This window comes from Methanococcoides sp. DA23, assembly GCF_057593895.1.
The window spans coordinates 630,886-657,077 of sequence record NZ_CM172520.1 but is presented as its reverse complement, the minus strand read 5'-3'; the positions used below and the strand labels follow the sequence as shown (position 1 = coordinate 657,077).

Here is a 26,192-nt window from a genome sequence, read left to right as displayed (position 1 = left end):
ATACATTTCAATTTTTATTATTGTAGCCGCAAAAGTTATTAACTAATAATAACGGTGTACAACAAATTGTTGATACACGTTATTTAAAATGTTCAACAGTCCCGTGTGAAATATGAAGTGAGTGAAATATGGCTATAAGTGAAATAATTCAGAATGATATCAAGGTCGACGAATCTTGTAAAATTCCAGCTGAATCTTTTATGGATCCTAACATCTTAAATTCTATTTTTGATCATATCCCATTAACTATGATCCTTGTCAATACGGACGGGAAAGTTGAAAACATCAATCGTGCTGCTTCTATTAAATTAGGAACAGAAAAAAAAGATAGTGTTGATCTCCTTGGTGGCGAATTGTTTGGATGTATTAATTCGTTAAAAGAAGAAGGGTGTGGAAAAAACAGAGAATGCTCAGAATGTACTGTGCGAAACTCTGTAATGCACACTTTTGAGACCGGTGAGAACATTTACAAAAAGGAAGGCGAATTGGAAATAATGACCAATGGCCGGTCTGCAACACTATATCTTATAATTTCAACGATCTTGATAGAACAAAACAATGAATCAATGGTCTTGCTCATTGCAGATGATATTACAGAACAGAAGATTGCTGAAAAAAAAGTGCTAGAAGCTTCTGTAAAAGCGGAAAAGGCCATTCAACAGTATGCAGACATCTTCGAGAATGTACGAATAGGGCTTTATGTATATCATTTAGAGAACTCAGATGATGATAGAACTCTCAGGCTGATATCTGCAAATCCAGCAGCTTCTGATTTTACAGGTGTTCCCAATGAAGTCATCCTTGGAAAGACTTTAGATGAGATCTTTCCCGGTCTCAGAGAGAAGGATATTCCACAGACCTATGCCGAAGTTGTTCGGACTGGTCAGTCCAGGGTCTTGGAAGATATTTACTATGGTGATGAACGAGTTATTGAGAATACATTTTCAGTCAAGGTCTTTCCCTTACCAAATAATTGTGTAGGGGTAGCATTCGATAATATTACCGAGCGCAAGAAAGCACAGGAAGCAATACTACAAGCAAAACTTACTGCCGAAGATGCAAATCGTACCAAGAGCGAATTCATCTCAAATATGAGCCATGAACTTCGAACTCCCCTTACTTCGATCATTGGTTTCTCGGATCTACTTATCAGTGAGAACTTTGGTACCTTAAATGAATCTCAGAAGAAATACATATCCAATGTTCTTAAAAGTGGAAAGCATCTTTTGGAGCTGATCAATGATCTTTTGGATTTCTCAAAGATCGAAGCTGGTAAGATGGAGCTTATCCTTGAAGAGTTTGAGATTCAAGATGCCATCAATGAAATAAAAGAGACAATGATGCCTCTTGCAATGAAGAAAGAGATTGAACTAAATTATAGCATTAATATTGAAAATCCTATTATTGTGGCAGATCCAGTAAAATTCAAACAGATACTTTACAACCTCTTGAGCAATGCCATTAAGTTCACTGATAAAGGAGGATATGTGACAATGGGAATTGATACAGCTGATGAGATAATTTCTGTTTTTGTGAAGGACAGTGGTATCGGCATATCACCAAATGATCAGAATAAACTATTCAACCCGTTCTATCAGGTGGATTCTTCAAATTCTAGAGAGTATGAGGGCACCGGTCTTGGCCTTGCACTTGTCGAGAAGTTTGTTGAAATGCACGGTGGGAAAGTATGGGTTGATAGCGAAGTTGGAAAAGGAAGCACGTTCACATTTAAAATTCCAATAGCTTTTGAAAACAAATCCTTTTGATCTATTTTATCTCGAATGTAAATGCTTTAGTAGACAGCATTTGTATTTTGTTAGTCCCTGATCAAAGGGACTCCCCCTTTTCGTCCTCTCAAACAATGCAGCATCAACTGCCTTGGCAAAACCATCATCAATGAGAGTCTCCAGCATACTATTATTGAAAGTAAATAGCTTATCACTCTTTGCGTTCTGTTTCATGTAATGGAGAGTACCTTTGAAGGATCCCATCATCTTCCATTCAACATAAGGCATGTCAATGATCATCATCCTCAGAAAATCGGAATCATTATATGCCAGTAATGTAACATTTTAATAAGTTAATGGGGGGAACACATGAAACTAATCATTCTATCAGATACTCATATTAAAGCCGGGCAGTCACTGCTGAAGTTATTACCGGATGATCTGGTCACAATTATCAAGAACAGTGATATATTGATCCATGCAGGGGATTTTGAGACACTGGAATGTTACAATGAATTGGCAGGTTTAGGAGAACTTGTGGCAGTCCACGGAGATACTGATGTACCTGAATTGATGGAACTTTTGCCTGAAAGGCGGGTCATTGAGGTTGAGGGTGTCAAGGTAGGGGTCATTCACAAAGGTCAACTTACGTCAGATAACCCGGATGGTCTGCGCTATCTGGCAAAAGAGATGGGTGTGGATGTTCTGATCTTCGGGCATTTCCACCATCCGATCATCGAGGATTATGAGGTCCTTCTGCTCTCCCCGGGCAGTGCGATCGTACCTGGAATTGCTGAACCCAGCGCCATAGAGCTTGACATAGTTGAGGGTAAGGTAAAGGGGAGGGTGATAAGATGTGTTGGGGATTTGTGTAAATATTTTGAGTATGAGAGGAAGTGAGTTCAAAGTTCCTTATCTTTTATCCTTTCCAATACTATCACTTCAGTTTTTCTGGATCAGGATGTTTGTTTCGGCAAAACAGCTCATCAGCAAAGAAAAATATGGCAACGCTGATTTGTAATCAATTACCTCAAAAAAAAGATCAAAGCAGCAGTCAAGGAAGAATAACATCAAATGTCGTAAAACGGGATGACTTGCTCATATCGGGGAAGTCACTTCCGAATACAAATACTTTTTTAATTCAACTTTCCTTTTTATAGTCCTTCACATGAGCATTAAAAGTAAAATGTTTATAGCTCTCAGCAATACCAGCTGTCTTGCTTCGTTCACGCTTCTGGGAAAGAGGGCAACACCGAATCTCATTCCTATTTCATAATAATGAGTATAATAACATTCGAAGTATATTCGATAAGTTAATATGCCATTAATTTATTATTATATATTAAGAACCATGTGTCATTCACGACTCCGGTGGTACGGTCTGAAACACTAACGCTGTGGGAGTGGTGGTTCTACTTCGTAACTAATCGAGGAGGGGATTTACATTCCCCATTCATCCTCTCTGGAAACTTTAGGTGGTGTGGGTACGAAACGTGATAAATTCGAAATAATGGTGGACATACTGAAAGTCTTAAAAGAATCAGAAGTGACAAAAACAAGGTAGTCTATAGTGCAAATTTAAATTTTAAAAGAGCGGATCAATACCTCGACTCGATGATGCAAATGGGATTAGTGGATAAACCATCCAACAAATACAACATTACAAAAACTGGTAATAAGTACCTCAAAATGATAAGTGAAGTTAATTCGATCATTGTCAACCAAAACTTTTGAGCACATTTATTATTGATTGAAACACTTGACCAGTTGATTCAATAGATATTTTTAATTTCAGCACATTGCAAGGGGTATAGTTAATGGTCGAAGAAAATTTGAATCGGTTGGTAAAACAAGAGACAAAGATACCTACACTTGAAAAAACAGGTATTTTAAACGATGAATGCTATCATGCACTGTTCGAATCATCTTCTGACGTCTTTATATTAATGGACGAGAAAGGATTCATCGACTGTAATAAAGCGGCTCTGAAGATGTTCGGTTTCTCAGAAAAAGAAGAATTTGTTGCATTACATCCATCCGAAATATCACCTACAAAACAGCCAAACGGGGAAGATTCGTGGAGTGCTGCGTAGGATAGAATCTCAGAGGCTTTCAAAAATGAATCTACCAAGTTTGAATGGGTTCACCGCAGACAAAATGGAGAGGAATTCACTGCTGAAGTGTGCCTAACGCGCTTTTTGTTAAAAGATAAACAGATTCTGCAGGTTACTATACGAGACATCACCGAGCGCAAGCAGATGGAAGAAACTCTACGTAAGAGTGAGGCTAGTTTGTCCAATGCACAGCGTATTGCCCATCTTGGTAATTGGGATTGGGACATCGTCAACAATGAGCTACACTGGTCAGATGAAGTCTATCACATCTTTGGGCTGGAACCCCAGGAATCCAGGGCTACTTATGAGGCGTTTCTAAATTCCGTTCATCCTGATGACAGAATGCTTGTTCTGGAACATGTAAATAAGGCAATATATGAAAACAAATCGTATGGTATTGACCACCGAATTCTTTTGCCCGATGGTTCAGAACGTATTGTTCATGAGCAGGCCGAAGTTACGTTTAACGAATCCGAGCAGGCCATTCGAATGGCTGGCACAGTGCAGGATATTACTGAACGCAAGAAAATGGAAGAATCCATTCAACAGTATGCATACATCTTTGAGAATGTGCGAATAGGGTTTTATGTCTATTATTTAGAGAACTTAGATGATGATAGAACTCTAAGATTGATAGCTGCAAATCCAGCAGCTTCTGATTTTACAGGTGTTCCCAATGAAGTTCTCCTTGGAAAGACTTTAGATGAGATTTTTCCTGGTCTCAGAGAGAAGGATATTCCACAGACTTTTGCCGAAGTTGTTCGGACTGGTCAGTCCAGGGTCTTGGAAGATGTTTACTATGTCGATGAACGAGTTCTTGAGAATGCATTTTCAGTCAAGGTTTTCCCCTTACCAAATAATTGTGTAGGGGTAGCATTCGATAATATTACCGAGCGCAAGAAAGCAGAAGAAGCAATGTTTAATGCAAAACTTGTGGCAGAAGCTGCCAACCGTACCAAGACCGAATTCCTCGCAAACATGAGTCATGAGCTACGCACACCTCTTAATTCCATCATCGGCTTCTCACAGTTGCTAAATAGTAATCCTTTCGGTAACCTGAATGAAAAAGAGATAAAGTATTCTGGAAATATTTCGGATAGTGGGAAACACTTATTGAACCTTATCAATGACATTCTGGATCTTTCAAAAATAGAATCCGGAAAGATGGACCTTTTTTTCGAAGAATTCAATCCCCTGGATGCCATTGATGAAGTTTGCGATTCTTTGATGCCTCTTATTCTTAAAAAGAGCCTTAAACTGAATTTATCTGTTGATGAGGGTATGAAATGGATATTTGCTGATCTTACAAAGTTCAAACAGATACTTTATAACCTACTCAGCAATGCTGTTAAATTCACTTCAGAAGGTGGTTCTATAACAATTAATGGTTCAATTGTTGGAAGTGAGAATCATTTCAGTGTTGAAGATACTGGCAAAGGTATTGGGTATGATGCCCTTTCTTCTATCTTCGAACCTTTCTTACAAGTCGATAAATTCGAAACAAAAGTGGAAAAAGGGACAGGACTCGGCCTCGCACTTGTTAAAAAGTTTGTTGAAATGCATGGCGGGGAAATCTTGGTTGAAAGTGAAGTTGGAAAAGGAAGTACGTTCACATTTACAATTCCTATAGTGAGCAAAATACAATAAAGTACTTTTCAGGAGTATTAGTGATATTATTATCGGTTATATAGCAGCTGACTACTAATATAAGTAATATTTATAAACTCCTCTGTTGCTACCGATATTGCATTTCATTATGCAAAACCTGTTACTGCTATTGAGTTTACATGTAAGTTATCCATTTACATTAATCCCGTTGTCCCAATTCTCTAACCTCTCCCTAACATGAACATTGAGAGTAAACTGTTTATAGCTCTCAGCAGTACCAGCTGTCTTGCTTCGTTCAGGCTTCTGGGAAAGTAGACAACACCGAATCTCATTCCTATTTCATAATAATGAGTATAATAACATTCGAATTATATTCGATAAGTTAATATGCCATTAATTTATTATTATATATTAAGAACCATGTGTCATTCACGACTCCGGTGGTACGGTCTGAAAGCACGAACACTGTGGTGGTGGTGGTTCTACTTAATAAAAATTTGGGAGTGGGGATGTCATTCCTCCTTCATCCCCTCTGTTTTTGAGAACTTCAATTTCCAGCTATTGTGAGATCTGTAAAGATCCCTTGCAGTGCTTGCATCCTACTGTTGTGTTCGCATTCAACGCATCAAGATAGAAATTGAAATTCCCTGATCTTATGGTCTGTAACTACCAAGTTTACATGTAAAGCTCTTGATCTTTTTATCCATGACAATAATACATATACATCAACGTACAACAACAAACATTCCAAAAAACAAGCTCCTGCACGATACCACCCACATATTTATTAATAATGCCTATTTATGAGAATGGCAGGAGATAAATTATGAGCACACGCGAGTATATGCTTGGTAACGTAGCGATCGCACGAGGGATCGTGGAAGGAGGAGGACGTGTAATTTCCGGATATCCGGGTACGCCTTCATCTGAGATCGTAGATACGTTGTCCAAAATGAAGGAACGCGACTTTTATGTCGAATGGTCCGTTAATGAAAAAGTTGCAATGGAAGTTGCTGCAGGAGCTGCCATGACCGGTGTGCGTTCTGTGGTCACCATGAAACATGTAGGTCTGAACGTTGCAGCAGACCCCCTTATGACACTGTCCTACATGGGAGTCAAGGGCGGAATGATCGTCATTGTGGCTGACGATCCGGGATGTCACTCGTCCCAAAATGAACAGGACACACGCATATATTCAGAGTTCTCACTCATGCCATGTCTTGACCCTTCCACCCCACAGGAAGCAAAGGACATGATACCTTATGCCTTTGAGCTTTCCGAGAAGTTCGAGCTTCCTGTCATATTCAGACCCACCACCAGGATCTCACACGGCAAGTCAGATATCGAACTTGGAACGATCACTGACCACAGAGTGGAAGCCAAGTTCGAAAAAGACACATCCCGCTGGGTAATGGTCCCAAGCAATGCAGTTGTCAGGCATCCACACCTTCTTTCAATACAGGATGGCATCAGGGAAGAGCTTGAGACATCCCCGTGGAACGAACTTACCATCAATGAGGACTCCAAGATCGGAGTCATCGCAGCAGGTATTGCTTCGGTCTATGCAAAGGAAGCCATTGAGAACCTGGGAGTATCCGCATCATACTTGAAGATCGGTGCATACCCTGTCCCTGAAGGTCTTATCAAACAGATGTACGAGCAGGTCGATACAGTTCTTGTAATTGAAGAACTTGAGCCTATTGTGGAGGACCGCTGCAAGATCATTGCAAAGGACATGGAAAGCAGCGTCAAGATCATCGGAAAGACAGATGGCACTGTTCCAAGGGTCAGCGAACTCAATGTTGACCATTGTGTAAGAGCGCTTGCGAATGTTTTCGACATCGAATCAGGTCTGCCGGAGATCAAGGATATCGAGATGGAACTGCCACCAAGGCCACCTGCAATGTGTGCAGGCTGTTCCCACAGGTCCACCTACTATGCCATGAAAAAGGTATTTGGCAAGAACGCGGTCTTCCCAAGTGATATTGGATGTTACACACTGGGCATACAGAACGGGACCGTGGACACCACCCTGTGCATGGGAGGCAGTATCACCGTTGCATCAGGTATCTATGACGCCGGTGAAAAGCAGCCTATCTGCTGTTCCATTGGAGATTCAACGTTCTTCCATACCGGAATGAACGGATTGCTCAATGCAGTATATAATAAGTCGAACATCACAGTTGCGATCCTGGACAACCGTATCACCGCAATGACCGGTCACCAGCCAAACCCTGGCATGGGAATGACATCCACAGGTGAGGCCACAAAGGAGATAGACCTTGAGCAGCTCTGTCGGGGACTAGGTGCCGAATTCGTTGAAGTTGTAGATTCCTTCGATGTAAGCGCAACGATCGAAGCGTTCAAACGTGCAAAGGATTACGAAGGCACATCGGTCATCATATCAAAACAGCCCTGCATCATCTACTCACGCAGAACAGGTGTCAGGCTGATACCATTCAAGGTTGACCATGACAAGTGTGTAGGCTGCAGGATGTGTGTGAACCTTGGTTGCCCTGCAATTGAATTTGACAAGGAGACAAAGAAGTCCACCATCAATGCAACATGCACCGGATGTGGACTGTGTGTACAGGTATGTAAATTCGATGCAATAAAGGAGGTGCAGAAATGAGCAGTAAGGCATCTAAGTTCGATCTTGTGATATCAGGTGTCGGTGGGCAGGGAGCGATCCTCGCTTCAGACATCATCGGAAGGTCCGCAGTTATTGAGAACTACGGAGTTCGTGCAGCAGAAACTCATGGAATGGCACAGCGTGGCGGTTCAGTGGTTAACCATGTACGCATAGGCTGTGACCTTGGGTCCATGATCCCCCTCAAAGGTGCAGACTGTCTTCTTGCACTGGAGCCGGTAGAAGCACTACGCTATATCAATTCCCTTGCAGACGATGGTGTTGTCATCATGAACACCGAAGCAGTTTATCCGGTGACAGTTACCACTGGAAAAGCACAGTATCCTGATGTTGAAAGCATCGTAGCGGAAATCAAAAAGACCCACAGGGTAGTTGCATTCAACGCGACCGAAAAAGCGGCTGAGGCCGGAAGCAGACAGGCCATGAACGTGGTACTTGTAGGAGCAGTCTCCAACTTCCTGCCGATCAAGACCGAAACACTGCTGGAACGTGTAAAGGAGATGGTACCACCAAAGACCATCGATACCAACGTGAAGGCTTTTGAGATGGGAAGAAGTATGGTCGAATAAGACCATAACTTCACATTTTATTTTTACATATATTTACTATAACAAGTGGCAGTTGTTCACAGATGTACACCATCAAAACAGAAGACTTCAACCTTGAATATACCCTGGACTGCGGTCAGGTATTCCGCTGGGACAGGGACGGAGACTGGTGGACAGGTGTTGTCAACGGTGCTGTGGCACGCATAAGCCAGGACCCTGAAACAGGTAACCTCCGGGTAGATTCCTCCCTTGATGAGGACTTCTTTTATAAGTATTTCAGACTGGATGACGACCTGCCGGCAATATTCAGCCAGATAAACAAGGATGAGTATATGGATATCGCCATCAACAAATACAGAGGTCTACGGCTCATACGCCAGGACCCCTGGGAATGTCTGATCTCCTACATGCTCGCAACCGCTTCGAACATCCCCAGGATAAAGAAGAACATATCCATGCTCTCAGCAATCTTCGGGGAAGAACTTGAAAACGGGCATTACAGTTTCCCGAAAGTTGAAGCTCTCGCAGCAGCCACTTGCGAGGACCTTATTGAATGCAAGATGGGATTTCGCACGGCTAGGATCATCAAGGCTGCGAATGCTGTCACCAATGGCGATATTGTGCTCGATGAACTGTTCAGTCTCGACTATAGTGAAGCTCAGAAAGAACTGATGAAGCTGGAGGGTATCGGGGAAAAGGTGGCTGATTGCATACTGCTGTTCGCTTTTGAGAAGATGGAAGGATTCCCTGTGGATACCCATGTGGAAAAGATAGTCAAGGCCTATTACGGAAACGACCCATATTTTGAAGGCAATGCCACAAAAACAAAAATAGGTAATTGGGGCAGGCATTATTTCGGAGAGTACTGCGGTTATGCCCAGCAGTACCTGTTCTACCAGAAACGGCTTGAAGGGCTTATCTAATACGGGTCGCCCCATCATTCCACGCTTTCAAAAACTTTGGTTAAAATATATCCCACTTCTTAAGACATAATTGCCACCCTTTACAAAAGGAGATGGTTCGGATCTTACCCCTCGCATGTAATGTTGGGGATATAGGTAAACACGAAAAACACTACGTTTTGTGATTTTTATGTACAAACATTCCATCTAAATAATAAATTCAAAAATAATAGTACCAACTTTCCAATAAATAAAAAAATATGAATAATGTATTCTATAAAAATGAATTTATTTATTTTCAAACTCTTTTCTTTTTTCTTCAAATTTTTTATCTATTCGTGTATTTACAATATCGCAGATTTTATGATCTCGTACAAAAACAGCATTGAAAACCTCTTTCTTTTTTTTTACGGCATCATGCTTGAAAATCCTATACACCCCATGATCCAATTTTAGAAATGAAAGCTTTAAGTGATAATTTATGGGATCTGTAGACAATTCAATTATCTCTCTAGTATTTTGATCGCCTTTATTCCGAACCCTCATGAGACTACATGATCTTTTTTGTTGTGTCAGTTTGTCCTTTATTGATGTATGTAAATTAGTTAAGTATTCCATATCCAGATTATCTGAATAAATCACAGTATGTAGACAATTAAAAAATTGAAGTTTGTTAATTGCATCTATGTCTGAAGTATCTTCAAGGTGTATTGTTGATTCTGTATCCAGATTCAAATTATAGAATTCAGTGTCAATGAGAAGAAGAAGTAAGTTTTTATTAAGTGGGCAATAAATTTGAAGTCCAGAAGATTGGAAACCCAATAATGCTTTGTTCTTTAATTTAACATGATTATATAGTACAACTGGAGCGTCACTTGTTATAAACTCCTTATCGGTGTTATTGAACACTAGTACAAGTGATAAATCGCTAATTAAATCCACACCCATCAGTGCAACCCCTATAGGCATAAAGTGTGAATCCTTCATACTAACTTTAACAGAATCGGGGTCAATAAGGGGATCAATACGTGGTATGAGATGGTCTTTAAATAACTCATCTATGGATGCATCAGTAATCGATTTCATTTGTTTTGTACGAGTGTTTTGTAACAAAAGAAATTGTAATAAATGGAAATAGTCTTCATCAACTAGATTCGATAAACTTTGGTCAGTTATTATTTTTTTGATGACAGAAGCCTGCAACTGTTCTAATGAACTTAAAGAGGATTCAAATTCAAGATCCGATCCATAAAAGTAATTACATTGGCAGGTATTTTTGACAGCCATCCTTATAGATTTTTCAGACTGAAGATGATAACTACTAATATTCTGCCCATCATTCGAAAAAAGTTTTAAATAATGTTGTGGTACATAATGCTGTTTCTTATTTTCTGCCATATCGCAAGATTAATTATATCATAAATAACTTTTTCGACAAAGTTTGCATCAATTTTGTTTTAAAATTCAACTTCCCTTCCTTTGCATTCTTTTTCAATCTTATCAAATCGCTTCTGTGTTTGATACCATACTCTTTTGCTTTTTTAGGAGTGAGAGTCAAAATAAATTGCTTGATCTTTTCCACATCTACAAATTCCTGAGCCTTCTTAACATCCAATTCCTGTTCATCAATATTGTTAGCTTCCTTTCCAATATAAATAACAGAATCAGCATGAACATTCTTCCTTTCCAATACTCCAACTTCTCCATCAAACTTAGATTCAAGATGATTGGCATACTCTATTATTGTCCTACTCAGTTGCTTGAAATAATGAGATCCTTGCTTAGTCTCTCCTGTTTCATAATCAATGAATGGCTCATAAACAGCCTTCTGAGGATAGGTTGAAAAAGGCATTAGCTTCCGAATGGCAATTTTATGTATCAAATCACTTCTAACATAGGTACTATATAAGATTAAAAAAAAGTATATAGTATAAAAACAAGAATCACACAAGAAACAAGTATAGTATGTGACATAAATACATCTTATTGTTGTTTATTCATCAAGTGTGCTGCCTGAATACTGTTATGCTATCTAATCAAAATACAAGAGGAGAACATGATGCAAACAAAATCGAAACAAGATATGACAGTAAAAACGCTTGTTCCTTTCTTCTTACTTACCTTCGCCCTGACTTGGGGTCTCGCCGCAGTGCTGATCTTCGTATCATTTAGCACTCCCGTATTTCTCCTCGCGGTTTATTCACCCGGCATTGTTGGCATATTCCTGGTCTGGCGACATTACGGACTGAAAGGGCTGGGTAGCTTCTTTCGACGATTGACCTTGTGGCGGATGCCACGGGTGTGGTGGTTGTATTTAATCGTGGGCTTTCCTGCCATCATTTACCTTGGCGCTGCACTGAAAGGGACCATCAGCGATCCGTTTTCCTTTTCCCCCTGGTATCAAGTACTGCCAGCGATAGCTTTTTCTTTGTTCCTTCTGGGTACGAACGAAGAATTCGGATGGCGAGGGGTCGCCCTGCCTCTGCTGCAGCGCAAATACTCTCCCTTCTGGGCGGGTTTGATTTTGGGTATCATCTGGGCGGCCTGGCACATCCCTGCTTTCTATATCAGCGGACTTCAATATGAAGCCTGGTCATTCGTCCCATATTTTGGCGGCGTTATCGCCCTCTCCGTCATCCTCACTCCCATATTCAATAGTGCTCGTGGTAGTCTGCTGATCGCTTACCTGTATCATTTTCAAATAATGAATCCCATCTTTCCCGATGCTCAACCCTGGGACAGCATTCTTATCGCTCTCACGGCAGTGGTCATCGTTATTCTAAATCGGCGTACGATGTTCAAAAAAGGAACAGGAGTTACCGATATCCTCATGTCAGAACAAGAAAGCAGAACGTGACTCAAGTGGCTCGCTTCGCATAGTAGCAGTATAGCACTGCATGTACCGTACTTGAGACACGCACGCTAATCTCGTGGACAATGCCTATTTTCCGCCACTACCACGGACTATTTGTAGGGGTTCTCACAACCAGCCGTTGAGGAAGCTTCTAAACCCATCTTCTTTCATTTCAAGGACCTGCTTTCCTTCGAGAATTTCAAAGCCAGCCCTTACACTTTTGGAGATGTGCTTTCCAAGGGAACAGTTCGCAAGTTCTTTTTCAAGAAGCTCTACTGCTGAGATATGTTTTCGTGGAATTTCAGCCACATAGAAACCATCCTTGATGGTAAATGAGTAAGCATCCTCATTGTCAACGTATTTGTCCCTGAACTTCTCTGCATGATCACGTACCCATACCGGAGGACCCCTGTGCATTTTGACATTAGGCAAACTGCCTGACATAAGCTCCAGCATCACAACAGAATCCTCGCCACTCCATTTTCCAGCCTTGAGTACGGTAAATTCGTTCTTATCAAGCATCGGGACCACCGAATTCTCCATCTTAGCGAACTGAGGATAGAATATATCATCAACCACATCCGGTGTTCTGAAGACGATGGCCAGCAGGAAGGAACCTTTCTTTTCCAGCCGTTCAACTATCTCATCATCAGATATTGGTGGCACTACAGATGAGAAGAACATGCCTTCATCTGGATCGCCAAGGAAACTGCGAGACACATCGACAAATGTGCAGAATTTGTCCAGAGAGAGGGCAGCCGCCACGTTCCTTTTCGGGTCCGTGGGGTCTATGACCACCAGAGGGTCCTCGAACTTCAATTGCCCGTGTTCCAGAATGTCGAGAAGCAGACCCGGCCTCCAATTCGATGCTGCTTCCAGTACCTTTTCGAATGAACCGTAATTGATGACCAGAAGCTCGGTCAGATAGCCTGAAAATCCTTCGGTCTTAAGCTCTGAACCGTAAACTCCAGTCCCTCTCATGAACTGCTTGAGAAGCAGAACATCGTCCTCAAGTCCGTTCAGATTGGCCTTGATGAACTCGTTGTGGAAAGGTGTCCTGTCAACTGCAGAGATGATGGAACTGGCACTGGAAACCCTATAGCACGGAACCAGGTCCACATCGAACCCCTTGTATCGCATCTTCACATATGGATGTTCAGCATAATGCTCATCCCAGTGTTCCGCCTCTTTTGCCACCTGTCTGCCAACTGACAGACCATAGCTTTCAAGGTCTTCACGGCTGGTATCATCCGGAAATGTGATGAATATGTCAAGGTCATGTGTACCGGAGATCCACGTCCCTCGGGCAGCCGAGCCCACCAGCTGCGTTTTTACACCTACCAGACCGACCTTGAATGTAAGGCAATCTATCTTGTACATCAGCTCATCGGCCACTTCGGTCAGGTGTTCCCTTTCCTTTTCAGTTGGCTTTATCTTTTCCAGAATGCTTTTTTTAAGGGATTCCATGTTAATTCTCTCGATGATCGTGTTCTTAGGGGTAATATCGTTCAAAGTTATAAACCATTTGAGATTCGTATTGATTTTAACAAAAAACCACCCCACTCTTCCTCACAGATAACCATTTATACAGATGATAACTAATATTCTACTGTTAGCCACAAAGCTAAAAACAACTATCCACAGGCTTTTATGGGGAATTTACCACATTGGATGTGGAGCCTGTTCATCAGATAGTAATTTTATTTCATAAAGAAAGGAGTTAATCGCATGATCAGTGAAAGAATGGTTAAAGCATTAAATGGTCAGATCAACAAGGAGATGTATTCCGCTCATCTTTACATGGCAATGTCAGCCTACAGTTCGAATATCGGGCTTAGCGGATTTGCCAACTGGTTCATGGTACAGTATCAGGAAGAGATGCTGCATGCCATGAAATTTTACAACTACATTATCGATCAGGGAGCAAAGGTAGAGCTTCAGGCAATCGAAAAGCCGGCACAGGAATTCGGCACCTGCCTTGACATGTTAAATGCGACCCTTGAACACGAGAAGTTCATCACCCGTTCCATCAACGACCTGATAGACCTTGCCATTGAAGAAAAGGACCATGCGACCAACATCTTCCTCCAGTGGTATATTACCGAACAGATAGAAGAGGAAGGCAATGATAATGCGATCATTGACAAACTCAAACTTGCAGGCGAGGAAGGCAACGGGCTTTTCATGATCGACAAGGACCTTGCTGCAAGAGTGTTCAACCCTCCTGTGAACGTACCAAACTGGACACAGATCAGGTGATAATAAGTGACAGAAAATATAGAAAGCGTTAAGCAAGTAAAGGGAACCATGCCAAAGGCCATCAGAATGGCCAAAGAGATGGATGATGACTTCGGACAGGGAATTGCAGGATTCTACAAGGCCATCTGGAAGGACAGGGAAGACGGGCTTTCAATGAAGAACAAACACCTCATGGTCTTCGCCATAGCATGCTCGAAGAACAACACCAACAGTGCAAAGAAGATCCTTGTGAAGCTCAAAAATCACGGTGCAACAAGAACAGAGGTCCTGGACACAATGATGATGGCAGCATGGGCCGGTGGCATACAGAACTTTACCGATATCAGCAGTGATGTACTGCCGGAAATGGAACAACTTGGATTCTAAGGCTTGAATTAAGCCTTTGAGATTTTCTTTTTTTAAAAAATAAGATTAGAAGAGCGAAAGCTCACTCTTCATCATAACCTATCTCTTCTTTTGTCAGATAACATGCAGGGTCATCTGCCCAGACATTGTCATACACTGCTTCAGCCCGTACACGGAAATTAGCGTTGCAGACATCGAACCACTTGCACTTTGCACATCTGTCAGCATTCGCTTTGATAAGGGGTTTCCTGTCCTTGAGTCCTGCCATGAGCTCATCGCTCAGGTCGGTCCATATCTCACTGAACTTCCTGTCCTTCACATTGCCGAAGGTGTAATGCCTCCAGAACTGGTCAGGGTGAACTGAGCCGTCCCATGAAACACAACCAAATCCGATTCCAGTGGAATTACCGCGGTTCATCTTGAGAAGTTCATAGACCTCTTCCGCACGTTCGGGGTTCTCTTCTGCAAGCCTCATGTAGATGTACGGACCATCACAGTGATTGTCCACGGTCAGGACCTCCACAGGCATTCCTTTCTCATGAAGCTGCTTTGTGCGGTCCATGATAAGATCAACGGTCTTGCGGCTTTCCTCATGGGAGAGGTCCTCTTCCACAAGCTTGGTCCCGCGTCCGGCATAGACCAGATGGTAGAAGCAGATACGTGGAATATCCTCTTCCTCGATCATATCGAAGATAGCAGGAATATCAGCCACGTTCTGTTTATTGATAGTAAAGCGAAGTCCGACCTTGATTCCTTCTTCCCTGCAATTGCGAAGCCCTTCCATTGCAGCATCGAAAGCTCCCTCGACAGCCCGGAACTTATCATTGGTCTCTCGCACACCATCGATGGAAATACCCACATAGGACAGCCCGATCTCCTTGAGCTTCTTTGCCATGGGTTTATCGATAAGCGTACCGTTAGTGGAGATCACCGCACGCATACCCCTGGAGATCGCATACTCAGCAAGTTCCGGCAGGTCCTTGCGCATCAGCGGTTCACCGCCGGAGAACAGCATCACAGGAGAACCGAACTCTGCAAGATCATCTATCAGTTCCTTGCCCTGCTCCGTGGTCAGTTCGTCCTCGAACTCCATGTCCTTTGCATGTGCATAGCAATGTACACACTTAAGATTGCAGCGACGTGTCACGTTCCAGACGACTACAGGTTTCTTATCCTTTGAGAATTGAAGCAGGTGTGACGGAAGTCTTTTTGAATCACGCCCGTAACGAAGGGCATCCGATGGCTCAACAGTTCCGCAATAGAGTTTTGAGATTCCTATCATAGTTATCCTCCTGCATGTATAATTTCGTTTTTTATATGTGATCAGTTTTCAAGAGCCGCCTTTGCGACCCTAAGTATCTCTTTGAAGGTGTACTCATCTGGAGTGACATTCACTTCCACACCATATTCCTTCAGGGTATTGGCAGTCGGAAGACCGATGGCTGCCACAAGGGAATTTGCCAGTACTTCCTTTATCAACTCGCCTTCACAAAGAGCTCCTGCACGGTCGAAGAAGCTTCTGACCATCATGGAACTGGTGAATGCAAATACATCGATCTCACCGTTGATACTTTTGGTGATAAGCTCGTTCTGCAATGCTCCGTTTGGCATTGTCAGTGTATAGACCTTTGTCTCAAGCACTTTCGCACCACAGTCCCTTAAGCCTGATATCAAAAGCGGGGAACCGTAAGCGTTCCTTGCAGTATCTATCTGTTTACCCTTAACATCAGGACAGAGATATTCCACAAGACCTTCTGAACTGTAAACGCCCGGCATTCCCATTACTTCGACCCCGATACCTTCGAGCTGTTTACGGGTTGTCGGACCAATAGCTATCACATTTGTATTGTTGAGAGCATCGATGAACTCGCTGTGCCTGTCCGCAGGTATCTTGGAAAAGGTATGATCGATCCCATTGGCACTGGTGAATATAACATAATCGGATCTTCCGGAAAACACGTTCTCTGCGAATGCATCGAAATATTCGTCCTTCATATCCTCGAGTTCTATCATTGGGATAGCCACAACTTCAAAACCAAATGATTCCGCAAGTTCACGTGACTTTACCACATAACCCTCGGGCCTCATTATAGCTATTACAGGCTTCTTTCCGCTTTGGTCCATCTTATCACCATCAATAAAAGATAAAGTTCATCAGATCTGGGAACCCAGTATCTCATGAAGCTTGACAACATCGCCTATAACAGTAAGTGCCGGAGCCTTTACCCCTGCATCCTTTGAGATCTGTGCGATGGTCTCGACAGTACCGATGGTCACACGCTGGTCCGGACGTGTTCCCCTCTCCACCATTGCAACTGGGGTCTTGGGGTCCTTTCCGTTCTTCATCAGCTCGCCCATGTTACGTTCGAGCATCTTGACACCCATGAAGATAACGATGGTACCTCCAAAAGCAGCAAGTGTCTTCCAGTCAAGAGCAGTTTCCTCTTTAGTAGGGTCCTCATGGCCTGTTATGAAAGTGACCATTGAAGCATGGTCCCTGTGGGTGACAGGAATACCGGCATAGGCCGTAGCTGCAAGAGCAGATGTGATGCCCGGAACTATCTCGAACTCGATACCCGCTTTCACCAGTTCTTCAGCCTCTTCGCCGCCACGTCCGAACATGTAAGGGTCTCCGCCTTTCAGACGCACCACCATCTTACCTTCCTTTGCTTTTTCCACGATGGCATCGTTGATCTCACTCTGGGTCAGAGTGTGGTCACCTGCGTGCTTGCCTGCATCGATCTTCTCTGCAGCCTCGGGCATGGAAGCCAGTATCTTTTCCCCGGGAAGCTGGTCGAAGACGATGACATCTGCAGTGTCAAGAAGTCTGCGTGCTTTCAAGGTCATCAGTTCAGGGTCTCCGGGACCGGAGCCTACAAGATATACTTTTCCGTATTGTTGAGCCATATTACCAGATATCCTCAATTAGTGTTTTGGAGATGTAATTACCTGATATAATAAATAGATTGATATGTGTGATTTCTGGCATCTTAAAAATGCCCATAAAGAAGCAGCCAAAGAAAATGCATCACTGTTAGATAAGACATCGAAATAGGATATAAATTAATAAAATGAGAAATGTTGCCCCATCATAGGCAACACCTATGACAGGATCAGCTCTGGCTCAGGATATAAAAGAGCATTTCCGTGTTCAACTTTCCTTCGCGTGAAAGTTTCTCAGCTATGATATCATCTGATATTCCTTCGGACCTCATAGCATTGATCCTTTCAGTAATAGCTGGAGATACAGTATAATATTCGTTGATATCCTTTCTGTGACCCCAGACATCCCCTTCAATAAGCTTGATGTTCTGCATATCCATGAACATTTCAATTGATTTGGATACAGTACGCCTATATGAAGTAGGTATCTGAATTACCTCAACATCTTTACATCTCTTTACAAGGTTAAAGATGTCTTCATTGGAGGGTCTGAATGCAAGATGTATGATCTTTTCGTTAGTATCAAGTTTTTCAATTTCTTCCCTTTTGCTTACGACTCTAATATTCATAGGAGCACCCCATTATATTCAAACAGTCCTACTAAACTTAGTAAATTAATTGATACTAAGTAACCTTTTAAATATTTGACGGTTGGAAAGTTCTTTAGGAGTGAGGGTATTAAATTAGCCCTGTAAATCTTCTAATTTGCTGCCCTCAGAACAGATCAATCATTGAGGCGAACTTTTACAGAATCAGCATGTGCCTGCAGTCCTTCTTTTTCAGCAAGGGCTATTATCGTATCACCAATGGAACCTAAGCCTTCCTTCGTGATCTTCTGTATGGTAGAATATTTCAGGAAATGGTGAATATTCAGACCTGAATAGATCTTGGGATAACCGGCTGTGGGGAGGACATGGTTCGTACCTGATGCATAGTCACCTGCTGCAACCGGAGCATAATTACCCACAAAGATAGAACCTGCATTCTCGATCCTATCAAGAACTGCATCATCATCCCTTACCATTATCTCAAGGTGTTCCGGTGCAAAATCATTGGAGATCCTTATACATTCATCCAGGGAATCTGCCACAAGGATAGCTGCATTCTCAAGAGATTGCTCAACGATCTCCCTGCGTACAGCAATAGCAGCCTGCTTTTTGACCTCGGCATTGGTCTGTTCTGCCAGTTCAGAGGATGTTGTCACAAGCACGGACACCGCTTTTGGATCATGCTCTGCCTGTGCGAGAATATCAGATGCTATCATAGCAGCATCCGCAGAATCATCTGCAATGATAAGTACCTCACTCGGACCTGCAGGGAAATCGATCTCCGCTTTATCCCGGACCATCATCTTGGCAACTGTCACGAACACATTTCCAGGTCCCACGATCTTATCAACGCTCAATACAGTCTCGGTACCGTAGGCCATTGCAGCGATCGCCTGAACTCCACCGACCTTATAGATATGGTCCGCACCGGCCACCTTGCCTGCCACGATAGTGAGCGGATTTACCTTTCCATCGGAACCAGGGGGTGTACACATCACGACATTCTTCACTCCTGCGACCTTTGCAGGTATGATGGTCATGAGTGCAGTCGAAGGATAGGAAGCACGACCGCCTGGAACATAGGCACCTACCGATGCTATAGGAGTGGCCATCTGACCAAGTTTGATCCCAGGGGACGGTTCGATGTACCAGACCTTCTGTGGAAGCTGTGCTGTATGGAAGTTCCTGATGTTCTCCGCTGCGATCTTAAGATGGCTGAGCAGTTCTGCATCGACCTCTTCCATTGCCTGCTCGATCTCCTCGGAACTTACCTCGATATCATGAATGTCAGCCCTGTCGAACTTCATGGTATATTCACGCAGGCCCTCATCGCCTTTCTCCTGCACATCCTTTAGAATTGATGAAACAATATCAGCAACGTCCATCATATCCCCAGTGCGGCAGAGGAGTTTCTCCATCTCTTCGTCAGTGACTTCCGATAGGTGTTTATACAGCATATGATCATCTCGTTTTAGCCAGTGATAAAACACAATAATAATTTGTCTTTGTAAACAGAACCAAAAATATATAGTTCAACATCACTGGAAATCATTGAATGTCTTTTGGTTTTTGTCAAGTATTGTATCTAGAGTATTTGAACTTATAGGTATGCTTTCAGAGTGCTTAGCCTTGACCTTAACACCGATACCGGACAGTATATTGTAAGCGACCTTAGGCCCGACAAGTTTTGATAATGTTGACATGTCAGCTTCCCTGAGCTTTACCACAGAAACAAAGCCCGCATTATACAACTTACGTGCCCGCACACGACCCACACCCTTTATCCCCACAAGTTCCATGAGATCAAGCCCTGCACCATATCGTATCCTTTTCTCAAGACTGTACGCATGTGAAGAATATTCCACACCCAGCAGATCTGCCAGTTTTGCAGCAGCGTGCATCAGCCACTCCGAGGTATCTGCAAGGGCATGGATATCCCCTTCCCCCACATTGAAATGCCGGGTGATATCCTCAGCAGATACCTCGGTGACCCATTCTTCAAGAAGCATGGCGGTCTTCACCTCACCCATGAACCATTCATAATCGGTCTGCTTGAACTGACTTGGAATATCATGGAATTCCTCACCATGGGCCAGTATATAGTCGTTAACTATCGTATAATCGGCATTACGAAGGTAGAGCTGCCTCATATCAGGAGTACTACAAACAAGATGTAAAAGGGTCATATCTGTCACTTTGACAGCATCCTTGCCCGCATTCTTTAGGCCATCAACGATATTTGAACCAGAAAGCGGGTCTATATAGAGCATGGATACCAGACCGCCAAGACGAGTGCCTCTTAAGAGCAGCTTACTTGCATCTTCGATATCCTCGGTCTCACTCACCATATCATTATCTATGAGGAATTCCAGACAATCATTGATGACCTCTTCCAGCATCCATGCATCCTGCTGATAAGCGAAAAAAGTAGCTCCAAAGAAATCGAACAGCTCCTGCCTTGTGGAAGCAAAACCGTTCACGATCGTGGACAGCACATGTGTTCGCAGTGCGTTCTCTGTCCCGAGCTTCGACCATATATCTTCCGCATCAGCCTCAACATAGTTTTCCATGAGCTGTGCAAACTCATCATAGGTCTTCGCGATAAGGACCGACTCCCCATAAGGATCGAGATGAGGGCGACCTGCCCGGCCTGCCATCTGCTTATACTCGAGTACCGGGATCGGCTGCATACCAAAATTGGAATCGAACCTGCGATAGCTCCTGATGATGACACGTCTTGCAGGCAGATTCAAACCCGCTGCCAGTGTTGGTGTGCTGGAAATAAGCTTGATGAGGTTTTGCCTAAAACCATTTTCCACAAGTTTCCTGTGGTTCGAGTTCAAGCCCGCATGGTGAAAGGCAACCCCCTTGCGAATGCAATTGGCAAGTACGATGGCAGTATCGGTCTCACCTGTGGACTCCACCTCATCGGCTATCCCTGCCAGCTTGATCTTTGCATCGTTATCGAGGATCTTTGCAACCTTTGAAGATGCGGTCTTTGCAAACCCCGCACAATTACGCCTGCTGCTTTCAAAAACAAGACATTGCCCTTCTGCTCTGATGGTATCCAGAACGAGGTTCACAGCATCATCCTTATCGAACCGGTCTATTTTCTTCTGGCTTCCGGGGAAGTTAATGGCCTCTCCGAAGAGCACACCTTCATGAAGGTCAGTGGGCCGCCATTCACTAAGCACAAGACCCGCACCGAGCCAGTCTGCCATCTCCCGGGCATTGCCCACTGTGGCAGAAAGTGCCACTACCTGTACATCAGGATTCAGGCGCATCAGCTTGGTGATCGTTACCTCCAGTGTGGGTCCGCGGTTCTTAGAATCCAGCAAATGTATCTCATCAACAACAACAGTGGTGATCTCATCCATCCAGGAAGTGCCGTTGCGAAGAAGGGAATCGGTCTTCTCGGATGTGGCAACGATGATATCATTGACTCCAAGCCAGTCAGCCCTTGAGTCCAGATCTCCTGTGGAGATCCCCACCTTGATACCAAAGGGTGTAAGTTCCCTGAAACGCTCGAACTTTTCAGAGGCCAGTGCACGAAGGGGAACGATATAGAGAGCTTTACCGCCTTCCCGAATGGCCTTTATCATTGCAAGTTCCGCAAGGAGCGTCTTACCTGAAGCTGTGGGTATGGCTGCAAGGAGATTCTTCTTTTCAAGAAGACCCATCTCTATTGCTTCAGCCTGAGGAGGATACAGTTCCTTAATGCCGGAATCCTCATAAAATCCAATAATATCCTCTGGAATGTCAAGCTCTCGTATCATCATGGAAAATTCACATCACTGTTAGAACGTTTGATTCAGTTGTATAAGTAATTACACCAGTAGATAGAAGGACTGATCATTTAAGTAGAAACTCTAAAAATACGAAAAAATCCTGCAAAATAAAAAAGAAAGTATGAGGAACACGGCTTTAAAAGCCGCTTTCCCGGATCAATCGTTGCTGAGATCACCACTGAAGTACTTGTCGTAAGAGTACATGTCGAAGTGACCGTGTCCGCTAAGGCAGAACAGAATTGTCTTCTCTTCTCCGGTCTGCTTGCACTTAAGAGCCTCATCGATAGCACATTTGATAGCGTGGGTGGACTCTGGTGCAGGTGGAATACCTTCACTACGGGCGAACATAACGCCTGCTTCGAATACTTCGACCTGATGATAGCTGGTAGCTTCCATAAGGTTATCTGCGGTCAACTGGCTGATTATCGGTGAGCAGCCGTGGTATCTTAAGCCCCCTGCATGGATGGCAGGTGGCATGAAGTCGTATCCGAGAGAGTACATCTTAAGGAGAGGGGTCAGTTTTGCCATGTCCCCATAGTCGTACTGGAACTTGCCGTCACAAAGGGTTGGACAGGCAGAAGGTTCCACAGCGATGATGCGTGGATCATGGGTTCCTTCGATCTTATCCCTCATGTATGGAAGGCTGATACCTGCCAGATTACTTCCGCCACCACAGCAACCGATGACTATATCAGGATATTCCTCGACCTTATCGAGCTGTTTCTGGGCTTCAAGACCTATAACTGTCTGATGTAACATAACGTGGTTGAGCACACTGCCAAGAGCATATTTGGTATTGTCGTGCTTCACAGCATCTTCCACAGCTTCCCCGATAGCAATACCAAGACTGCCTGTTGTATCCGGATATTTCTCAAGCATGTGACGTCCGAACTCAGTGTCAGGACTTGGTGAAGGTACTACCTTTGCGCCCCAGAGATTTATCAGGGATTTACGGTATGGTTTCTGCTCGAAGCTTGAGCGTACCATGTAGACCTTACATTCGATATCATAAAAATTACAGCTAAGTGAAAGTGCACTGCCCCACTGACCGGCTCCGGTCTCGGTGGTTATCCTCTCTGTGCCTTCCTTCATATTATAGTATACCTGTGGCACAGCAGTGTTTGGTTTGTGACTGCCTGCAGGACTGACACCCTCATATTTGTAGTAGATCTTTGCAGGGGTGCCAAGCATTTTTTCAAGTCTGTGTGCACGGAATAGAGGAGCAGGTCTCCAGAGCTTGTATATTTCAAGGACCTCTTCGGGAATATCAATGTATTTCTCACTGCTCATTTCCTGTTTGATGAGCTCCATAGGGAAAAGAGGAGCAAGGTCCTCTGGTGCCAGTGGCTCATTATTTGCAGGATTAAGTGGAGGAGCCAATGGAGTGGGCATATCCGGAAGGATATTATACCATTTTTTTGGCATCTCGTTTTCATCAAGTAGGATCTTAGTCGGTTCCATAGATATTCCTCATATAATGCACAAATAAGTACTATGATGTAGATTAAATTATGATATATAGATGTTGTGTCCTGAGTTGGATCAGTAGCTGCAACTTACAAAATAAAACAAGATCACTCTTGATGCTCTGCCCCTTGCCCTCAGGAATTGAAAAGCATCAGAGTGCTCAACCCATTAAGCATCAGGGTTTGCATCCAAGTGATACACGCTCTTCCGGCATCAGCTCGAGATAAAAATCGATTATTTGCAGGTCATTGAAATTCTTATTATGCAAAGCATCAAAGAACCTGTCAAGGACATAGATGGTCTTCCTTTCGATCGGCTTTGAGGACAAAAGCCCTTCAGCTTCCTTCACAAGACCTATCTTCTTTAAACTTGTAGCCATACCTTCGATCGTGTTCCTGTCGTGCTTGAGGAATTCTTTCCTTATATGATCAAGGTCGACATATCCAGATGAAACTGACAGGCTCAAATTTTCCGGTTTATCCATCTCCAGTTCCCTGCAATCCCTTGCAGTTATATCGGAATAGAGATTGTTGTACCTGCAGGTCAGATCTTTGTGTTTTTCAAGATACCAGGACCAGAAACCATTAGTGATCTGATGGTCAGCAGCATACCTATGATCATCTAACTGTCTTGTCTTCGCATTCTCAACAAGCCACTCCTTACGCCACATGTGAAATTCTTCTTTAGAAGACGCAGAGCTCAAACTGAAAACATGATGCCCCACAGAACCATTCGCATCCATCATACAATAACACCCATTTAAACACGTTTTCAAATTGTTGAATATGATACAAAAATAACAGGTAATACCATTCCTGAACGACATACAGGATCATTTAAAGATATTAATTCCCCGATATTTCACCAATATCATATATATGATAATCATAAAAATAAGTGGTATTTTTGTATTTAAACTTATCTACAAGAATTTAGATAGTAATCATCATGATGAGGATGAATGCACTGCCCGGTTTCGTAATTATATTTTATAAAAATAAAAATACCAAGACGTAGAAGGATACCGTTTGTAATATATTAATATAAAAATGCCACCAACACATATAAGCAGGAAGCACCATAAAGGATTCAGATAATACTTGATCATCAAAAATTTTTGACCAGGTTCATACCACTTTATAATTCATCACACTATTGCTACATTCTAAAAAATAATATTGCAGGGAACACTAATGGCATCAAAAACCGAAACCACAATGAAAGAAGATGAATTGCTTGAAAAGGTCGTCTCAGGAGAAATGCCACTCCGAAAAATAGATGCATATACCGACACTGATACAGCTATAAGGGTTCGAAAATGTGCCATTGAGAAGATGAAGGGAGTTCAGTTCGAACACATACAGAACTATACGATCGATGCTGAAGCAGCCACCAAGCGCAACATCGAGAACATGATAGGCACCATACAGATCCCTCTTGGCGTTGCAGGTGCTATAAAAGTGAATGGACAATATGCCAACGGAGACTTCACGCTTCCCCTTGCGACCACTGAAGGTGCTCTTGTTGCAAGTACTAATCGTGGATGTTCCATCATAACCGCATCAGGTGGAGCAAATGTCAGGATATTCCAGGACCTCATGACCCGTGCCCCGGTATTCAAACTGGAGAATGTGAACAAAGTAAAGGACTTTGTGGATTGGGTCAAAGAACCGGAAACTTTCACAAATATGAAGGAAAAGGCAGGCGAAACCACACGTTTCGGAGAACTGCTCAGTGTAGATCCATTCATCACAGGGAACACTGTGTTCCTAAGGTTTGCCTATGACACCAAAGACGCAATGGGAATGAACATGGTCACCATTGCCACCGATGCTGTGCTCAACTTCATCTCAGAGGAATTCGGAGTATATCCCATCTCACTTTCAGGCAACATGTGCACCGACAAAAAACCGGCTGCCATCAACAATATACTTGGCAGAGGAAAGACCGTTGCTGCAGACGTTACAATTCCAAAGGAGATCGTGGAGAAGAAACTGAAGACGACCCCCGAGATGATGGAAGAGGTAAATTACAGGAAGAATCTTCTGGGTTCAGCAAGGGCAGGTGCCCTGGGATTCAATGCCCACGCAGCAAACATTATCGCAGCACTCTATCTGGCATGCGGTCAGGATGCCGCCCATGTGGTAGAAGGAAGCAGTGCCATAACAACAATGGAAGTAAATGAGAACGGAGACCTATACTGTTCCGTCACTCTCCCATCGATACAGGTAGGAACCGTTGGAGGCGGGACAAGCATAGCTACCCAGAGAGACTGCCTTAACCTGCTGGGAGTTGCAGGAGCAGGAGAGGTTCCCGGACATAATTCAAAGAAGCTGGCAGAGATAATCGCTGCTGCGGTCCTTGCAGGCGAAATATCACTGATAGGAGCACAAGCTGCCGGACATCTGGCAAAAGCACACGCAGAGCTGGGGCGTTAAC

General features: G+C 43.3%; 23 protein-coding genes and 1 pseudogene. 12 read left to right on the top strand and 12 right to left on the bottom strand.

The window, feature by feature from the left end:
* Positions 1-128 precede the first annotated feature (128 nt).
* Positions 129-1,766 carry a PAS domain-containing sensor histidine kinase gene (locus tag AC20MK_RS03355; protein ID WP_487356582.1) on the top strand — a complete coding sequence of 546 codons (1,638 nt, stop codon included), beginning with the start codon at positions 129-131 and terminating at the stop codon, positions 1,764-1,766.
* Between the two features lie 6 nt (positions 1,767-1,772).
* Here AC20MK_RS03355 and AC20MK_RS03350 read toward each other — a convergent pair whose 3' ends face one another.
* Positions 1,773-2,030, bottom strand: a complete 258-nt coding sequence (locus AC20MK_RS03350; RefSeq protein WP_487356581.1) for a hypothetical protein — start codon at positions 2,028-2,030, stop codon at positions 1,773-1,775.
* Between the two features lie 66 nt (positions 2,031-2,096).
* On the opposite strand from AC20MK_RS03350, the gene AC20MK_RS03345 reads away from it, so the two are divergent.
* The 7 genes and pseudogenes from AC20MK_RS03345 (at position 2,097) to AC20MK_RS03315 (ending at position 9,570) form a co-directional block, all read left to right on the top strand.
* Positions 2,097-2,627, top strand: coding sequence for a YfcE family phosphodiesterase (locus tag AC20MK_RS03345; protein WP_487356580.1), 531 nt, complete (start codon positions 2,097-2,099; stop codon positions 2,625-2,627).
* A 600-nt stretch (positions 2,628-3,227) separates the two neighbouring features.
* Positions 3,228-3,461: a winged helix-turn-helix domain-containing protein gene (locus AC20MK_RS03340; RefSeq protein WP_487357053.1), complete on the top strand. Its 234-nt coding sequence runs from the start codon at positions 3,228-3,230 to the stop codon at positions 3,459-3,461.
* Between the two features lie 83 nt (positions 3,462-3,544).
* A pseudogene (locus AC20MK_RS03335) lies at positions 3,545-3,988 on the top strand (PAS domain S-box protein); the annotation flags it as partial.
* On the top strand, positions 3,986-5,488 hold the full coding sequence (locus tag AC20MK_RS03330; protein WP_487357052.1) for a PAS domain-containing sensor histidine kinase: 1,503 nt from the start codon (positions 3,986-3,988) through the stop codon (positions 5,486-5,488). The pseudogene AC20MK_RS03335 and the gene AC20MK_RS03330, both read left to right, overlap by 3 nt.
* A 787-nt stretch (positions 5,489-6,275) precedes the next feature.
* A complete protein-coding gene (iorA, locus tag AC20MK_RS03325) occupies positions 6,276-8,081 on the top strand; it encodes an indolepyruvate ferredoxin oxidoreductase subunit alpha (RefSeq protein ID WP_487356579.1) in 1,806 nt (601 codons plus the stop codon).
* On the top strand, positions 8,078-8,668 hold the full coding sequence (locus tag AC20MK_RS03320; protein WP_487356578.1) for an indolepyruvate oxidoreductase subunit beta: 591 nt from the start codon (positions 8,078-8,080) through the stop codon (positions 8,666-8,668). Before iorA ends, AC20MK_RS03320 begins: the two co-directional genes overlap by 4 nt.
* 62 nt (positions 8,669-8,730) lie before the next feature.
* Positions 8,731-9,570 carry a DNA-3-methyladenine glycosylase family protein gene (locus AC20MK_RS03315; RefSeq protein ID WP_487356577.1) on the top strand — a complete coding sequence of 280 codons (840 nt, stop codon included), beginning with the start codon at positions 8,731-8,733 and terminating at the stop codon, positions 9,568-9,570.
* A gap of 267 nt (positions 9,571-9,837) precedes the next feature.
* On the opposite strand, the gene AC20MK_RS03310 is transcribed toward AC20MK_RS03315, so the two are convergent.
* Both AC20MK_RS03310 and AC20MK_RS03305 read right to left on the bottom strand, forming a co-directional pair.
* The gene (locus AC20MK_RS03310) at positions 9,838-10,947 is read right to left on the bottom strand and encodes a DUF4238 domain-containing protein (RefSeq protein ID WP_487356576.1); all 1,110 of its coding nucleotides are present in this window, start codon (positions 10,945-10,947) and stop codon (positions 9,838-9,840) included.
* Between the two features lie 13 nt (positions 10,948-10,960).
* Positions 10,961-11,401, bottom strand: coding sequence for a hypothetical protein (locus tag AC20MK_RS03305; protein ID WP_487356575.1), 441 nt, complete (start codon positions 11,399-11,401; stop codon positions 10,961-10,963).
* A gap of 204 nt (positions 11,402-11,605) precedes the next feature.
* Here AC20MK_RS03305 and AC20MK_RS03300 point away from each other — a divergent pair, with 204 nt between their 5' ends.
* A complete protein-coding gene (locus AC20MK_RS03300) occupies positions 11,606-12,406 on the top strand; it encodes a CPBP family intramembrane glutamic endopeptidase (RefSeq protein ID WP_487356574.1) in 801 nt (266 codons plus the stop codon).
* A 123-nt stretch (positions 12,407-12,529) separates the two neighbouring features.
* Here AC20MK_RS03300 and cca read toward each other — a convergent pair whose 3' ends face one another.
* Positions 12,530-13,870, bottom strand: coding sequence for a CCA tRNA nucleotidyltransferase (gene cca, locus AC20MK_RS03295; RefSeq protein ID WP_487357051.1), 1,341 nt, complete (start codon positions 13,868-13,870; stop codon positions 12,530-12,532).
* Positions 13,871-14,131: 261 nt separating this feature from the next.
* Between cca and AC20MK_RS03290 the strand changes: the two genes are divergently transcribed.
* Both AC20MK_RS03290 and AC20MK_RS03285 read left to right on the top strand, forming a co-directional pair.
* Positions 14,132-14,662, top strand: a complete 531-nt coding sequence (locus AC20MK_RS03290) for a ferritin (RefSeq protein WP_487356573.1) — start codon at positions 14,132-14,134, stop codon at positions 14,660-14,662.
* Between the two features lie 6 nt (positions 14,663-14,668).
* On the top strand, positions 14,669-15,028 hold the full coding sequence (locus AC20MK_RS03285; RefSeq protein ID WP_487356572.1) for a carboxymuconolactone decarboxylase family protein: 360 nt from the start codon (positions 14,669-14,671) through the stop codon (positions 15,026-15,028).
* 61 nt (positions 15,029-15,089) lie between these two features.
* Here the strand turns inward: AC20MK_RS03285 and ahbC are convergent, their stop codons facing one another.
* From ahbC to AC20MK_RS03245, 8 genes are all read right to left on the bottom strand, one after another.
* Positions 15,090-16,289 carry a 12,18-didecarboxysiroheme deacetylase gene (gene ahbC / locus AC20MK_RS03280; protein WP_487356571.1) on the bottom strand — a complete coding sequence of 400 codons (1,200 nt, stop codon included), beginning with the start codon at positions 16,287-16,289 and terminating at the stop codon, positions 15,090-15,092.
* A gap of 41 nt (positions 16,290-16,330) precedes the next feature.
* Complete coding sequence (locus AC20MK_RS03275; RefSeq protein WP_487356570.1) at positions 16,331-17,131, bottom strand: uroporphyrinogen-III synthase; 801 nt, start codon at positions 17,129-17,131, stop codon at positions 16,331-16,333.
* A gap of 30 nt (positions 17,132-17,161) precedes the next feature.
* Entirely contained in the window at positions 17,162-17,914 is a 753-nt protein-coding gene (gene cobA, locus AC20MK_RS03270; RefSeq protein WP_487356569.1) for a uroporphyrinogen-III C-methyltransferase, read from the bottom strand.
* A 206-nt stretch (positions 17,915-18,120) separates the two neighbouring features.
* Positions 18,121-18,519, bottom strand: a complete 399-nt coding sequence (locus tag AC20MK_RS03265) for a DUF1699 family protein (protein WP_487356568.1) — start codon at positions 18,517-18,519, stop codon at positions 18,121-18,123.
* Positions 18,520-18,674: 155 nt separating this feature from the next.
* Complete coding sequence (hisD, locus tag AC20MK_RS03260; protein ID WP_487356567.1) at positions 18,675-19,955, bottom strand: histidinol dehydrogenase; 1,281 nt, start codon at positions 19,953-19,955, stop codon at positions 18,675-18,677.
* A gap of 81 nt (positions 19,956-20,036) precedes the next feature.
* Positions 20,037-22,277, bottom strand: a complete 2,241-nt coding sequence (locus tag AC20MK_RS03255) for an ATP-dependent DNA helicase (protein ID WP_487356566.1) — start codon at positions 22,275-22,277, stop codon at positions 20,037-20,039.
* A gap of 165 nt (positions 22,278-22,442) precedes the next feature.
* Positions 22,443-23,747, bottom strand: a complete 1,305-nt coding sequence (locus tag AC20MK_RS03250; protein WP_487356565.1) for a TrpB-like pyridoxal phosphate-dependent enzyme — start codon at positions 23,745-23,747, stop codon at positions 22,443-22,445.
* Between the two features lie 181 nt (positions 23,748-23,928).
* Positions 23,929-24,498 (bottom strand): hypothetical protein, encoded by a 570-nt coding sequence (locus tag AC20MK_RS03245; RefSeq protein ID WP_487356564.1) that lies wholly within the window; start codon positions 24,496-24,498, stop codon positions 23,929-23,931.
* A 448-nt stretch (positions 24,499-24,946) separates the two neighbouring features.
* Between AC20MK_RS03245 and hmgA the strand changes: the two genes are divergently transcribed.
* Complete coding sequence (gene hmgA, locus AC20MK_RS03240; RefSeq protein WP_487356563.1) at positions 24,947-26,191, top strand: hydroxymethylglutaryl-CoA reductase (NADPH); 1,245 nt, start codon at positions 24,947-24,949, stop codon at positions 26,189-26,191.
* The last annotated feature ends 1 nt before the right edge of the window (position 26,192 follow it).